The 13,835-nt window shown below is 46.9% G+C and carries 14 protein-coding genes; 3 read left to right on the top strand and 11 right to left on the bottom strand.

The annotated features are described in order from the left end of the window. Positions 1-44 precede the first annotated feature (44 nt). Positions 45-506: a hypothetical protein gene (locus N5E87_RS13270; protein ID WP_086902595.1), complete on the bottom strand. Its 462-nt coding sequence runs from the start codon at positions 504-506 to the stop codon at positions 45-47. A gap of 311 nt (positions 507-817) precedes the next feature. On the opposite strand from N5E87_RS13270, the gene N5E87_RS13265 reads away from it, so the two are divergent. Then, positions 818-1,960, top strand: a complete 1,143-nt coding sequence (locus N5E87_RS13265; protein WP_086902596.1) for a PQQ-dependent sugar dehydrogenase — start codon at positions 818-820, stop codon at positions 1,958-1,960. A 131-nt stretch (positions 1,961-2,091) separates the two neighbouring features. Here the strand turns inward: N5E87_RS13265 and N5E87_RS13260 are convergent, their stop codons facing one another. The 4 genes from N5E87_RS13260 to N5E87_RS13245 all read right to left on the bottom strand — a co-directional run bounded on the left by N5E87_RS13260 (position 2,092) and on the right by N5E87_RS13245 (position 6,632). Then, positions 2,092-2,460, bottom strand: a complete 369-nt coding sequence (locus N5E87_RS13260; RefSeq protein WP_011717495.1) for a VF530 family protein — start codon at positions 2,458-2,460, stop codon at positions 2,092-2,094. A 138-nt stretch (positions 2,461-2,598) separates the two neighbouring features. Further along, positions 2,599-4,047, bottom strand: a complete 1,449-nt coding sequence (locus N5E87_RS13255; RefSeq protein ID WP_086902597.1) for a carbon starvation protein A — start codon at positions 4,045-4,047, stop codon at positions 2,599-2,601. A 195-nt stretch (positions 4,048-4,242) separates the two neighbouring features. Further along, the gene (gene btsR, locus N5E87_RS13250) at positions 4,243-4,953 is read right to left on the bottom strand and encodes a two-component system response regulator BtsR (RefSeq protein ID WP_011717493.1); all 711 of its coding nucleotides are present in this window, start codon (positions 4,951-4,953) and stop codon (positions 4,243-4,245) included. Continuing rightward, positions 4,950-6,632, bottom strand: coding sequence for a sensor histidine kinase (locus tag N5E87_RS13245; protein WP_086902598.1), 1,683 nt, complete (start codon positions 6,630-6,632; stop codon positions 4,950-4,952). Before N5E87_RS13245 ends, btsR begins: the two co-directional genes overlap by 4 nt. Before the next feature lie 128 nt (positions 6,633-6,760). Here N5E87_RS13245 and N5E87_RS13240 point away from each other — a divergent pair, with 128 nt between their 5' ends. Further along, positions 6,761-7,012: a YecH family metal-binding protein gene (locus tag N5E87_RS13240; protein WP_086902599.1), complete on the top strand. Its 252-nt coding sequence runs from the start codon at positions 6,761-6,763 to the stop codon at positions 7,010-7,012. 282 nt (positions 7,013-7,294) lie between these two features. Here the strand turns inward: N5E87_RS13240 and N5E87_RS13235 are convergent, their stop codons facing one another. The 6 genes from N5E87_RS13235 to N5E87_RS13210 form a co-directional block, all read right to left on the bottom strand. Then, complete coding sequence (locus N5E87_RS13235; RefSeq protein WP_011717490.1) at positions 7,295-7,636, bottom strand: hypothetical protein; 342 nt, start codon at positions 7,634-7,636, stop codon at positions 7,295-7,297. Next, a complete protein-coding gene (locus N5E87_RS13230) occupies positions 7,623-8,291 on the bottom strand; it encodes an AAA family ATPase (protein ID WP_086902600.1) in 669 nt (222 codons plus the stop codon). Before N5E87_RS13230 ends, N5E87_RS13235 begins: the two co-directional genes overlap by 14 nt. Before the next feature lie 77 nt (positions 8,292-8,368). Continuing rightward, positions 8,369-8,671 (bottom strand): PilZ domain-containing protein, encoded by a 303-nt coding sequence (locus N5E87_RS13225; protein ID WP_011717488.1) that lies wholly within the window; start codon positions 8,669-8,671, stop codon positions 8,369-8,371. Positions 8,672-8,822: 151 nt separating this feature from the next. After that, positions 8,823-9,227, bottom strand: coding sequence for a phosphate-starvation-inducible PsiE family protein (locus N5E87_RS13220; protein ID WP_011623180.1), 405 nt, complete (start codon positions 9,225-9,227; stop codon positions 8,823-8,825). Between the two features lie 149 nt (positions 9,228-9,376). Beyond that, a complete protein-coding gene (locus N5E87_RS13215) occupies positions 9,377-10,549 on the bottom strand; it encodes an NnrS family protein (RefSeq protein WP_086902633.1) in 1,173 nt (390 codons plus the stop codon). A 410-nt stretch (positions 10,550-10,959) separates the two neighbouring features. After that, complete coding sequence (locus tag N5E87_RS13210; RefSeq protein WP_011717486.1) at positions 10,960-11,469, bottom strand: DUF2062 domain-containing protein; 510 nt, start codon at positions 11,467-11,469, stop codon at positions 10,960-10,962. A gap of 32 nt (positions 11,470-11,501) precedes the next feature. Here N5E87_RS13210 and N5E87_RS13205 point away from each other — a divergent pair, with 32 nt between their 5' ends. After that, positions 11,502-13,823 carry a DNA internalization-related competence protein ComEC/Rec2 gene (locus tag N5E87_RS13205; RefSeq protein WP_086902601.1) on the top strand — a complete coding sequence of 774 codons (2,322 nt, stop codon included), beginning with the start codon at positions 11,502-11,504 and terminating at the stop codon, positions 13,821-13,823. Positions 13,824-13,835: the final 12 nt, after the last annotated feature.

Raw genomic sequence — 13,835 nt, 5'->3', positions numbered from 1 at the left:
TAGACGCGATATTTATGAGTAGTCGTTAGTGGTTCATTTCGAGATTAACCTGCCGATTTCTTGGCTTCTCGCACTTTTTGCTCCATCAAACTAGTCATTTGACCGCTAAGCTGCATAATTTGATCCTGTAACAGCTTGCGCTGTTGAGCCGCAGCTTCTGAGTTATCACCCTTCAGCTTAGTGAGTTTTTCTTGCAAGTCTTTGATTTGTTCTTTGATACGCTTAATTTGCTCATCAATAATCGATGTGGGTTTCTCTTCCGTTTCCTTACTTTGTGACTGCTGCAGTTTGTCGGCGAATGCAGTTCTTAAGGTTGCACTAAGATCGTTGGCAAGCGCTTGCCTTCCCGCATTTGAAATATTCACGCTGGATTGTGTGTCTGACTGAGACTCTGTGCTCGCCGCCGTATCGGCTGGGGAAGTGACGGGTGGAATTGAAACATATGCCGTAGATACCGACTTAAAGGCGCCGCTGTTTGCGGTAGTATTTAATCCATTAATGTTCACGATAGATTCCTTTAGTACTTCAATGTGGTCGCTCAACTATGTTCAATAGCGTAACCAATGTGAGTGACACGTGTGCTTTATCAAGTTATCGGCTGATGGATAAAAAACTCAAGCAGATTTTTACCCTTATTTTGCAAAGGACGCGGTATGTGCGATTGAGAAAGGGCAAATTGGCAGTGAGTTATTTGTTACGGAAACTTCCTTGTTGGATTGACATGCTAAGTCAGGGGATTTGGTAATACGGAATATCTAAGGTAACGTAGGCCAATTAATTGTACGACAATAATTTTACCCTACTAGGATGCGAGTCAATGGATCATAAAAAACGCGCCGTACTACTCACAACAGCCAGTTTTAAGGCGGTTTCTCTCTTATCTCTCAGTGTCTTGAGTGGTATTTCTACGCCAGCAATAGCCAAGAATATCTTAGATAAACTGACGGTTGCCGAAGGTTTTAACGTAAGCCTATTCGCTGATGATGTTGAAAATGCGCGCGAAATTGCCGTATCCGATAAGGGCATCGTCTATGCGGGCTCAATGAAGGCGGGGAATGTTTATGCCCTAATCGACCGTAACCAAGACGGCGTTGCCGATGAGAAAATCCTCGTTGCCTCAGGACTTAAGCTACCTTCAGGTGTGGTCATCAAAGATGGCGATCTGTATGTCTCCGAAGTCGAGCGCATCATTCGATTCAAGGATATAGACAACAACTTAAACTCACCCAAATTTGAGGTGGTCTTCGATGGCTTTCCAAGTGAAACCCACCATGGTTGGAAAGTGTTAGGGGTTTCACCGACAGGCGAGTTAATCATTCCGGTGGGCGTGCCCTGCAATGTGTGCGCGGAGAATGAACGCTATGGGCGCATTTTCTCGCTTAATCTTGAGACCAAAAAATTAACGACGATTGCCCAAGGGGTTCGTAATTCCGTCGGGTTTGATTTTCAGCCTGGCACTCAAACCCTTTGGTTTAGCGATAATGGCCGCGACATGATGGGCGATGATATTCCTCCCTGCGAAATCAATAAGGTCAGTTACTTGGGTGAACATTTTGGCTTTCCTTATGTGCATGCAGGTACGATTCTTGACCCTGAGTTTGGCCAAGGTAAAGATCCTGCCAAATACACTGCACCGGCACTCTCCCTAGGGGCGCATGTTGCGCCGCTCGGCATTCATTTTTATTTGGGTAAACAGTTCCCTAGCGACTATCAACAGCAGTTATTTGTGGCCGAGCATGGTTCGTGGAATCGCACTAAGAAAGCGGGTTATAAAGTGGCCGTGGCAACGATTGAGCAAGGCAAGGTGGTGAAATACACCCCGTTTTTAACTGGCTTTATGCAGGATGAACAAACCTTCGGTCGCCCAGTGGCGTTTGCCGAATTGGCCGATGGCAGTTTACTCGTATCGGATGATTATGCGGGGGCGATTTACCGTGTGACTTATCCGCAGACAAAGTAGCCGATAGCTAAGGCTTAAACGTTAATCCGGCTGTTAAACCACTTAAAAAATAATGCGCGGGATAATCGAGTGAATTATCCCGCGCATTTTTGTCTGTTCTTGTGAATGCGCTTTTGAATATTCTCGCGAAATTAGTCGCGCTTGCCCCAGATATGGCTATTGATCTGGCCATCCGTTGCAGTTGTCGATGCGGCTGCATTCGTCTGAGCAGGTTTTTGTGCGGGTTTTGCAGGCTTCTTGGCCGCTGCTTTCGCCGGAGCGTTAGATGATTTTGCGCCTGGCAGTGGTAGTTTATTGGTTTTTAAATACAAATATTCCACTTTTTCCCGCGCCCAGTCGGTTTTTCTTAGAAAGCGCAGACTCGATTTGATACTCGGATCTTCGGTAAAACAACGGATTTTGATGCGCGCGCCGAGTTCTTCCCAACCATAGTGTTCCACCAGTTGGGTGACTATGGCTTCGAGTGTGATGCCGTGTAATGGGTTATTTGATTGAGTCATCTTGAATAAACTGCCGTGAACAATGGCGGGATTATACCAGCATTATGGGCTTAGGCTTAAGGCGATGGATAAAAAAACGGACACTGATGAGTGTCCGTTCAATTTGAGTCGCGATATTTCTAGTGGTTTTGCTAGAAATTAGGCTTCATCCGGTAATTCGCCTTCGCTATCGACTTCGCCTTTTCCTTTGGTTTTCACAATCAATAACGCAGTGATAACTAAGGTTGAAATGCTTCCTGCGATGGTCGACAGGGTCATAGGCAAACCTGCGCCTAAGGTTGCTGAATTGAGCAGGAAAGTGATAACCACGGTAGTCATAAACATCGCTGGAATAGTGGTGATCCAGTGCAGTTTATTGTGACGTAGTAGGTAAGCAGAGGCTGTCCAGAGCATTAATACTGCGGTCGCTTGGTTAGCCACACCGAAGTAGCGCCAGATCACGCCGAAGTCGACTTGAGTCAATAAACCACCAATCACAAACAATGGGATGGCCAAGACTAAACGTTTTGGTAGGGCAACCTGTGGCATTTTAAAGAACTCAGCCAAGATCAAACGGGCAGAGCGGAAAGCGGTGTCGCCTGACGTAATAGGCAGAATGATGACCCCAAGGATGGCCATAAAGCCACCTACAGCACCTAATAGACCGGTAGAGGCTTCGTAAACTACGTTTGCAGGGTTGCCCGCCATGCCTGTGCTTAATCCTTCAACACCGTGGAAGTAAGACAGTGCAATCGCACACCAGAGTAGGGCGATGATACCTTCACCGATCATGGCGCCAAAGAACACGAAACGGCCGTTCTTTTCGTTTTCAACACAACGTGCCATCAGCGGCGATTGTGTCGCGTGGAAGCCTGAAATCGCACCACAAGCAATGGTGATAAACAGTGCGGGCCACAGTGGCATGTCTTTAGGGTTTAAGTTTTGGAAGAAGTCACCCGCTTGCACATTAGGCAGCAGTGTATGTTCGCTCGATAATATGATCGCAAAGGCTAAACCAAAGGACATAAAGAACAGCAGCGCGCCAAAGAAGGGATACAGGCGGCCGATAATTTTATCGACAGGTACCACTGTAGCAATCAGGTAGTAAATGAAGATAATCGCAACGAAAATGCTGACATCCCAACCCGTTAGCTTGCCTAACAGACCCGCAGGTGCAGAGATAAACACCACACCCACAAGTAACAGTAGGATGATGGCAAACACGTTCATAAAGTGTTTGGCACTCTTACCTAAGTATTTACCCGCAAGGTTAGGCACAGATTGGCCGCCGTTACGGACCGACAGCATACCCGAGAAGTAATCGTGCACCGCACCGGCAAAAATACAACCGATCACAATCCACAGCATGGCTGCTGGACCGTAAAGCGCACCAAGGATTGGGCCGAAGATTGGACCCACACCCGCGATATTCAATAATTGGATTAAGTACACTTTGCCTTTCGACATAGGCACATAGTCTACGCCGTCAGTTTGGCTAAAAGCCGGTGTTTGACGTTTTTCGTTGATACCAAATACCTTTTCAACAAAGGTACCGTAGATAAAGTAACCGCCGATCAATAGACCGACGCAGAGTAGGAACCACATCATTTTAGTTATCTCCCCATTTTGAGTTGTGCAGAGTGTAAACAAGTTGTTTACACAAAACAGGGCTAACTGGGTGAGAGGTCGATAATGCTGACTCAGCGGTAATAGAATGGGGCGAGCGGTTGCATACGTATGTCATTCATAAGTATTAACTGCCCCGAGCGGTTAGGAGGTGAGCATAAGCGGTTAATTATCGGACTATTGGAAGCCAAACAATTGCTTAAGGCTTTTGAGATAGCGGCGAGATACGGGCACTTTGTCGCCAAGCAGGGTGGTGACTTCGGCGCCGGTATCGAGCAGTTCTATCTCGGCAATGGCCTTGGGTGAAATCAGATATTGGCGATGACAGCGCACTAGCGGTGTTTTTTCCTCTAACACCTTCAGTGTGAGCTGGGTGTGGACCTTGCCCTTAGTACAAGCGACATGAATACCGCTTAAATCGCTAAATACATATTCAACATCTTGAATGGGGATGACTTTTAACTTACTGCCGCTGTAACAGGGCAAATGCTCTAGCGTCGATGGGGCGATAAGATTTACGGCTTGGGGCGTAAGATCCTTACGCACTCGTTTCAAGGTTTGACTGAGACGCTCGGCATCTATGGGTTTGAGTAGATAATCAAAGGCATGATTATCAAAGGCTTTGACTGCAAACTCATCGAACGCAGTCACGAACACGATTTTCGGCAAAGTGTCGGGGTCGAGCATGGCAATCAACTCCATGCCGGAAATCCGCGGCATTTGGATGTCGAGAAAAATCAATTGAGGTTTTTCTTTGGCAATGGTTTGCAGCGCCTCAATCGCATTGGAGCATTGGCCAATAATCTCAATATCGGCTTCTTGACCGAGCAGATCGGCCAGTTCCTCGCGGGCAAACAATTCATCGTCGACAATTAAACAAGTGATCACGTGTTAGTTTCCGTCTGTTCTATGGGTAAGCGAATGGTGACTTTGGTGTACTCATCCGGCTCGCATTCCACCTGAATGCCATACTGCTCGCCAAACAGGTTTTGGATCCGTTTATGGACTAAGTTCATGCCTAGCCCTTCAGAACCAATAATCGGTTGGTAAAGCCCCGCATTATCAGTGACTTCTAAGACTAATACCTGTTCATCCATCCGGCCTGTTACCTTGATTTGCCCTTGCTCAATCATATGGGAGGTGCCGTGTTTGACGGCATTTTCAATAATCGGCTGCAGGGTAAATGCAGGTACTTTGCAGTGATAGAGTGACTCAGGGATAGCGATATTGACCTGTAATTTATCAATAAATCTGGCTTTCTCAATGGTGAGATAGGAGGCGATGTGATCGAGCTCATCCCCTAGTGTTACTAAACCCGTGGTACGCTTTAAATTGATCCGCAAAAACTGCGATAACTGCTGTAGCAGTTGCTTCGACATATCGGGATCGCGCTTAATAATTGCACTGATGGTATTGAGTGCGTTGAATAAAAAATGGGGATTCACTTGAGCTTGCAGCAATTTGAGCTCGGCTTGGGTCAGCAAATTTTGCTGCTGTTCAAAGCGTCCATAGAGGATCTGGTTCGACAATAGCCGCGCTATCCCTTCGCCTAAGGTGCGGTTAATGTTCAAGAACAGTTTATTTTTAGGCTCGTATAACTTGATGGTGCCAATGACTTCAGTGTCGCTGCGAAGTGGGATCACTAGGCTCGAACCGAGTTTACACTGGCTCGAAATCGAGCAGGAATAGGGCATTTCTACCCCATCGGCGAACATCACCTTGTTCTGGTTAATGGCCTCAAGGGTTATTTTTGAGGAAATCGGTGTGCCGGGAATATGATGGTCAGCGCCTATGCCAATAAAAGCCAAGAGTTTTTCGCGGTCGGTAATGGCCACTGCGCCGACATTGGTTTCTTGGATCACAATTTGCGCGACCTTACCGCTGCTCTCTTCGTTAAAGCCCTTGGAGAGTAAGCCCACGCTGCGCTCGGCAATCTTGAGCGCCTTGGTCGAGAAGCTGGAGGAAAGCTTATCGAACATGGTTTTTTGGTCACGGATCATGCTCATAAACAGCGCTGCACCGATGGAGTTAACCAAGAGCATCGGCGGCGCAATCTGCCGAACTAATTCCCAGGCATCATCGAAAGGGCGGGCGATCAGTAGAATAATGCTCATCTGCATCATTTCGGCGTAAAAGGTAACGAGGCAAACTAACAGTGGATTGTAGATAAGCTCGCTCTTGCCCGCGCGGCGCAGGTAAAAACTGATCATGCCCGCAGACAGACCTTCGAGGGTAGTGGAAATGGCGCAGGCTAAATCGGTAAACCCCCCCATGCTGTAGCGGTGTAAACCACCCGTGAGTCCGACTAAAAATCCCGTAACAGGACCACCGAGTAAGCCTCCTAATACGGCGCCCATCGCGCGAGTATTGGCAATGGCGCCCGAGGTTTGCTCGCCAAAATAAGTCGCCATGATGCAAAAGCTTGAAAAGATAAGATAAATAAATACCTTGTGCGGTAGGCGGGGGGAGGTTTCGGCGAACAGTTTAAAGAGTGGCGTTTTACTGACCAAATACACTATCACTAAGTAGAGTGACATCTGTTGAGTCAGGAGCAAGATCAAGGACATAGTGGCTCACTTTATCGTCATTGCAGTCGGCACAGGCATTGAAATCGGCAGTATGTGCGCAAGATCAGGGTTAAAATTCAACAGTTCGGATATAAAGCTTAATCTTTTTTACATCTTTTGGAGAGACTATGTCCGATTCTGTTCACGGTCATGACGTTATGGCGCTGATGGTAGCGCAAGAAAATCCGCTTTTAAAGCCTGAGTTTATCGCCTTGATGGCACAAACCTTTGGTGATAATGCACGTTACCACACTTGCAGCGCCGATAATCTACAGGCGGAAGAGCTGATTAGCTTATTACTGGGCAAAGGAAAAATACTGGAATCGAAGCAAGGTTTGACATTGGTTGCGGGCCGGCAGTGTAATCATTCACACCACTAGATAATTTAAAGACTCACTTGCTAATCGAAGCCTAGCTAATCGAAGCTTAGGCAATAGAGGTTGAGCCTAATTGCAATCTAGGTCATATGAGCTTGGGCGAACTGACCTTAGTCGATATAGCGTCGGTCCAGTTTAGAACCATTGGCCGTATTAGGTTGCGGCCAATTAAATCTCTCTAAAGCGGGATTTTATAGAGGTTTGCATCGCGGCAGTTTTATTGCAGAAAACTTAAGCCGTTATCACTCACCGATAACCGCTAATATCAATGCATAAAGAGTCGAGTTAACCCTCATTTTTCTTACTTTTATTGACTACTTTGAGTTGTTCCTCAGCCGTTCTGTGGCTGAACTCATCAATCAAAATCCGCAGCAGCCGCGATTTAGCAATCTTGGTTTCCTTTGCCAGGCCATCGAGCTGGGAAATACTGGTTTCGGTTAAGGTAAAAGTGGCGTGGCGGTAAATCTTGGCGGACTTTTTATCTAATCCCTTTGGCTCGACTGTGGGGATGTTAAGAATACTCGCCTTGCCAAGAGCATAGTTATTGGCATCTTCAATAAAATCATCAACAGAAACCGACTTGATGACTTGTTTGGGTTTCTTACGTTTAAGATCAGTTAAGCTCATAACTATTTTCTGGAGGTAAGGTGAACAGCTCATCCACAATTGCGCGGATTTCGTCGGCCGCTTTTCCATCGGGCTCAATTTCCATCACAGACGATCCTTTTTCCTCACTGTCATCGTAAATATTGCGGCAGAACGTCACCGAATTAAGCACGCGTAACCCGAAGGATTGCACCACTTCTTTGGCCTCTAAAATACGTTTAACCTGTGTGGGCAACGCGGGACATTGGGTGAGCACTATGGTGGCCACCATTTTGGGGTTAACCATCTTACAGGTGCTGAGCATGTCTTCCATATGGGGCAAGGTTTTTAGATCGCGACGCTTAGGTCTTAGGGGGATCACCACGTAAGTGGCCACCGACATCGCGGCGCGCATCGCAAGGTTATCTTGGCCACCACAGTCGACAATCACATAGTCAAAACGCTCGTTGAGACTGAGCAAATCATTGCGAATTTTGCCGTAGAGTTGAATACAGTTAATAGCAGGGAGGCTAGGGTCGTTGTTTCGGGCTTGGATCCAATCGGATGTGGTACGTTGTGGGTCACAGTCGACCATCAGCACATTGGCGTCAAATTTCTGTTTTATATACACCGCCAGATTTTGTGCGAGGCAACTCTTGCCACTACCACCTTTTTCACCACCCACCAGCAATATCATAGCTATGTCCCCTGTACGAATAGTTCAACTAATTCAGTGTAGAACAGCTCAATCGACCCTGCGTAGCTGGATTGAAATTAAAGCAATTGCATGGCGACATGATAACTTTGATCATGACGTTTAGAGCAGCGGCAGACCTGACCTTTAACGCTATTCTCATGATCGGTGTCAGGATTAAAGGTCACTGTGACTAAGTCACCCAGCGAGAACGGTTTTTTATAATCAAACAAAATGCCTCGACGGGCTAAATCGATGCACACGCCTTGGTCGGTATGGTTTACATCGTCGTTATCTGTCCAATGTAAGAGTACGCGCTCGGCTTCCATATCCACGCGAAGCGACCCACGTTTTTCTTCAAATCCTGTTGGATGGTCACCCATAACTCAATTGCCCCGTAAATAATTGATCTCAGTAAAACTAGCATAATTGCTTTTTGGCAGAATACCAATGTGAAAGCGAGGTCTTTGGTGGGGATTTTACTGGCAAGAACATCGCGCCATTGCCTTTGGCTGGCAATGGCGCGCGTGAGGATTAATTATCGTATTCTTGATTTTTAGGGTAGGGCATTTTTAATTGGCCCCAACGGATAACGATAACCGTGGCCGCTAAAATCAAAGTCGAGAGAGAAATGGCGGCAATGCGCCAGTCGTCCATGCTCTTCATATCTAAGATTAAGTACCGCGCTAGGGCGACAATCGCAATGTACAGCGGCATACGCACGGGTAATTTGCCCGATTCGGCGTAGTTGGCCACCATGGCGAGCACTTCAAGGTAAATAAACAATAACAGTAGATCGGCAAGCGCTACGGCGCCGACATTAAAGACATGAACAATTTCTTGGCCGATGGCGACAACGGTCGCAATGGCGATGATGATTAATACCAGATGCTCAACGGCTTTTAAGCCCTTGGCACCGTATTGGCGATAAAATGGCATAGGTACTCCCTACTGAATATTTTTATAGATAGTAACAGTAAAAATACCTTAGGTAGGGAAAAGAGGCGTGATTCTCTGTGACTCAATTCACAAGATAACAAATGCTCGCTGAGCCACAGAATAAAAGCGCCGTGATTTTAGACGCCGCTTTAGCCTGGGCGCCCATCGGCCCTTACGCGACAAAGCATAGGTCCATAACAGTAACAGAAACAGCCAAAGGCTAAGATCCACAGCGCAATGGCGGCGAGCATGAGTTCGATAAACCAAGTACTAAGTAAGCCCGCGAGGACGCGCAGCACTGTGGCGCAGAGGATCAAGGCAAAAGCCAGCGCCATTGGTCGCGGCGGTGTCAGTGTACGCCCCGTATGCCCGAGTGAAACCCGTGACATCATCGCAAGGATCATTCCGCCTAATCCCCCAACAGTAATGGCATGCATGCCAACGGAAAGTGGCAATCCTGCAGCAATTAGCCCTAAACCTATGGGGATACATAAGTAATTTAAATGCAGCGACCATAATAGCGGCACAGGCCAACTGGCATTCCATCCCCAGCGAGACCAACGAATGAAGAGTACTAAGCCTGCAACACCTGCAAGGAGGCGGGTCAATAATGTTTCTGTTAAAAAGAGACTTATCACTAGGGTTAATAGGCTAACGAAACTTAAATACTCTAGCGCAGGGAGCGGGGCTTGCTTTTGCCATTGGGTTGCACGTTCAGTAAAAAATGGGATCACCCGTCCACCGAGCACCGCGACAATAACCGCGACCAATATCACTGCGGCATAGAGTCCGTTATTCATCCAATTCAATTGATTAGTCATTAAGCCGTAGTAACTCACGCCGTTGAAAACGGTGAGTAAACTCAGAATGGGGATAAACACAAAGTTGCGCCACTGGCGAACCTCAATCACCGAAATGGCTAATAAGACCGCCGTTAAGGGTAAAAACAGCAGATCGATGATCATTATGACAACAAGCGGAATGTTGAAGGGCAATATGAACAACAAACGAGGCAGTAGCCATACTAAAAATAGTCCAGCTAAAGGCAAACCTTTAATGCCAGGGCGTCCCGTCCAGTTTTGAACGGCTGTCAGTAAAAAGCCTGCAACTACAGCGCAGACAAAGCCAAAAATCATCTCATGGCCATGCCACCACAGAGGATTGAGTGTGCTTGGTAATAACGATTTGCCTGAGAGCAAACCGCCCCATATACCCAAACTTAAGAGACTAAACAGGCTGGCAAATAGGAAAAAGGGTCTAAAACCTAAGCGAAACAAGGCCACTTTGGGTTGTAGGTGTGCGGGTTCATCAATATTCAGCATACAGAGCAGTGGTGAAGGTGAACATGGGGACATTTTAAGCTGCAAATAAAATGAATGTATATATCTCCTTTTGAGTAACAGTCAGTTTACTGCGGTGAAAGCTGTTTATTTTGCTGTTAGATGTGACGGATTGGCTCTTAGATTCGAGACGAGATAGCGGGCAGCTTAAGGATTTAAGTTTAGCAAGCGGCAAGTGTTACAGGGGCTGAGAAGGTCATGCAGAGAGGAGTTAACTTGTTCAATATCTTGGGTGAGCTTGACTACGAGATCCAATGCAACAAGTTAAGCCAATGTACTAAGCTGGATCACTAACAAGACATCTAAGCGCTAATCAAAGTGATTAGATGCGCTTAGATGCCCTTAAATCAAATACGAGTGAGCTGCGGGATGGTGCAGCAAAGCTTCGGCAATTATTTTGTCTTACGCTTTTGCCATTTAAACATGATGGAGTATTTCCACAGGTTACTGATCGTCAGGTATCCCAAGGCGGAAAATATGACTCCCAACACTAAGCAACCAAGCAAAAATGCAGGGCCAATGGTGGCCAATGAGGATTCAATCCATTGCCAGCTGGCTTCAAAGGCAAACTCCTGCGGCGCATGGCCAAGAATTTTTGCGCCTAATAAATAAGCACCATAAAACATTACCGGCATGGTGAGCGGGTTGGTGATCCACACTAATGCGACAGAGACGGGAATATTGACATTAAACAAGATGGCGAAAGCGGCGGCGACCACCATTTGAAACGGCATTGGGATCCAAGCGACAAACAAGCCTATGGCAAAGGCCCCTGGGGCAGAGCGGCGATTAAGCGCCCACAGATTGGGGTTATGTAATAAGCGACCGAAAATGCGTAGGTGTTTGTGCTCACGCAGAGTTTCAGGCTTAGGCATATATTTTTTGATTAATTTTTTTGGCATAGGCTGAAATTGCTGTCTTAACTTAATTCACTATGAATGGATTCATTTTTGGCTTTAGTGCCACCTTATTATCAGCGATGTTGTGGCCCTCGCTGCTGCCAATCAATTCTTTACCCTACCTTTGCCTTGGGGCACTCATCTTATTCAAAAAAGCGCCGAGTTTGTCTGGCATGCTTTTCGCGATGTGTTGGCTTACAGGGTTTTGCTTAGTCTTATCTCGGCAGGATCTTCCTTTATCGCAACAGCCAATTCAAGTGAGGGCCGAAATCATATCACTAGTTAGTCAAAACAGCGACTGGGTTAGCTTCGATATTATTGTCGATAAACCAAATTTAATCTTTTGGCCAAGGGCGAAGTTGCGACTCACTTGGCAATCTCCCGAAGCGGTGCAAGTGGGGCAAGTTTGGTCATTTACGCTGATGCCTAAAACTATCTCGAGTGTGTTAAATCAAGGTGGCTACAACGAGCAAAAGCAATTGATTAGTCAGCATATTGTTGGCAAGGGCAGGGTACTACATGCAACGTTAGAAACATCGCTTTTTTCATTAAGAAATCATCTGATTAGCCAATTGTCCCCTAAGTTGTCGACATTTGCGCAGGGGGATATTTTGCTCGCGCTGATCTTGGGCGATAAGCAACTCATACCAGCCAGTAAGTGGCAGGCATTAAGGCAAACCGGAACTGGGCATTTAGTGGCGATATCAGGGCTGCATTTATCTGTGATCACCGCTTGGGTTTATGTATGCACGCTGTTTCTATTAAGCCGCTTCGCGGCGCATCCGAGCAGGCGAAATCTAGTGATTGCGCTATTGCTCGCCGGAGGTAGTGCCTTATTTTATAGCTATTTAGCGGGGTTTGCCGTTTCGACCCAACGCGCGTTAGTGATGATTTTATTGATCATGCTGCTGAGTTTATTAAGACGCTACTCGAGTGCGTGGGACCGTTTACTGTTTGCACTCTTTATTGTGCTTTTGCTCGATCCGCTTGCCTGTTTGAGTGCTGGTTTTTGGCTGTCGTTTTGCGCCTTGGCGATTATTTTATATACCTTGGAAAGCGCGCCGCGTATTCAGCCCGTTGAAGGTAACGCTACCTTTAGGGCAAAAGCGAGAGGGAGACTTGCGCAATTTTGGTCAATTCAATGGCGTTTAAGTCTGGTATTAGGGCTGGTGCAGGCGGTTTTTTTCGGCGGCCTTAGTGTACACAGTCTGTGGATGAATATGCTGGTGGTGCCGTGGTTTAGCTTAATTGTTATCCCCTTGTCTATGCTGGCGTTTATCCTCTGGTGGTTAGGCACGCTTTTTGGTCAAGTATGGTTTGCGTTGTTCCATCTGGCTGATTTAACACTGTTACCCTATGGCAAGTTATTGGAACTTAGTGGTGATTTACCCGCCCATTGGCATTCAGTTTCTGAGACCTTGCTCGGCGCCAGTCTGTGCGGACTGTTGGCCTTGATACTGTGGCGTTACCTTCCGCATCATAGTCGGTATGGGCTCTGGCATTTACCCTTAGCCTTGCTGTTTATTCCGTTCATATTAGTGATTTTTCCTCGGGTGACTGAGTCCTCTTCACCTCAGTGGACACTGCATCTACTCGATGTGGGGCAGGGATTAGCCGTGGTGATTGAACAGGATAAACGCGCACTTATCTATGATACGGGCGCCGCCATTGGTGAGGATTTTAGCTATAGCGAACGGGTGATTATCCCGTTTCTTAACAGCAAAGGCTTAGCTCAGGTGGATTATATTGTTGTGAGTCATGGCGATAACGACCATGCAGGTGGTGCTGAAGTACTGGCTAAAGCCTATCCAAGGGCAAACTGGATAACCGATGTGGCTCATTTAGAGGGTATACCTTGTTTGCCGCAGCAAATTCACTGGCAGCAATTAACGTTAAACTTTATTTCGCCGCAGACGGCCAAGGGAGGGAATAACGCCTCCTGTGTGCTGCGTATCGATGATGGCGCGCACAGTTTGTTACTCAGTGGTGATATTGAAAAGGAAACCGAAGCGGTACTGATTGAACAAGCGCTCACAGGCGCCGAGCTTAAAAGCCAAGTGCTCATTGCGCCGCACCATGGCAGCCGCACCTCATCAACCCCTGCCTTTATCGATGCTGTCGCTCCTGAATTAGTGTTGTTTCCAGCAGGTCTCAATAACCGTTATGGTTTCCCCAAGCCCGATGTGGTTGCGCGCTATCAAGCGCGTGATATTCATTATTTAACGACGGGGCGAGAAGGGCAGATCAGCGTTTCTTTTGCTGCTGGACGGCTTGAGGTGAAGACCTATCGGCGTGATTTGGCGCCATTTTGGTATAACCGCTTGTTTAGATTTGGTGACTTGATTAATCCAGAGTAGAATGGCCACTTT

The organism is Shewanella sp. GD03713, from assembly GCF_029843705.1.
Lineage (GTDB): Bacteria > Pseudomonadota > Gammaproteobacteria > Enterobacterales > Shewanellaceae > Shewanella.
The sequence above is the reverse complement of the archived record's forward strand: the minus strand, read 5'-3'. Positions and strand labels throughout refer to the sequence as shown.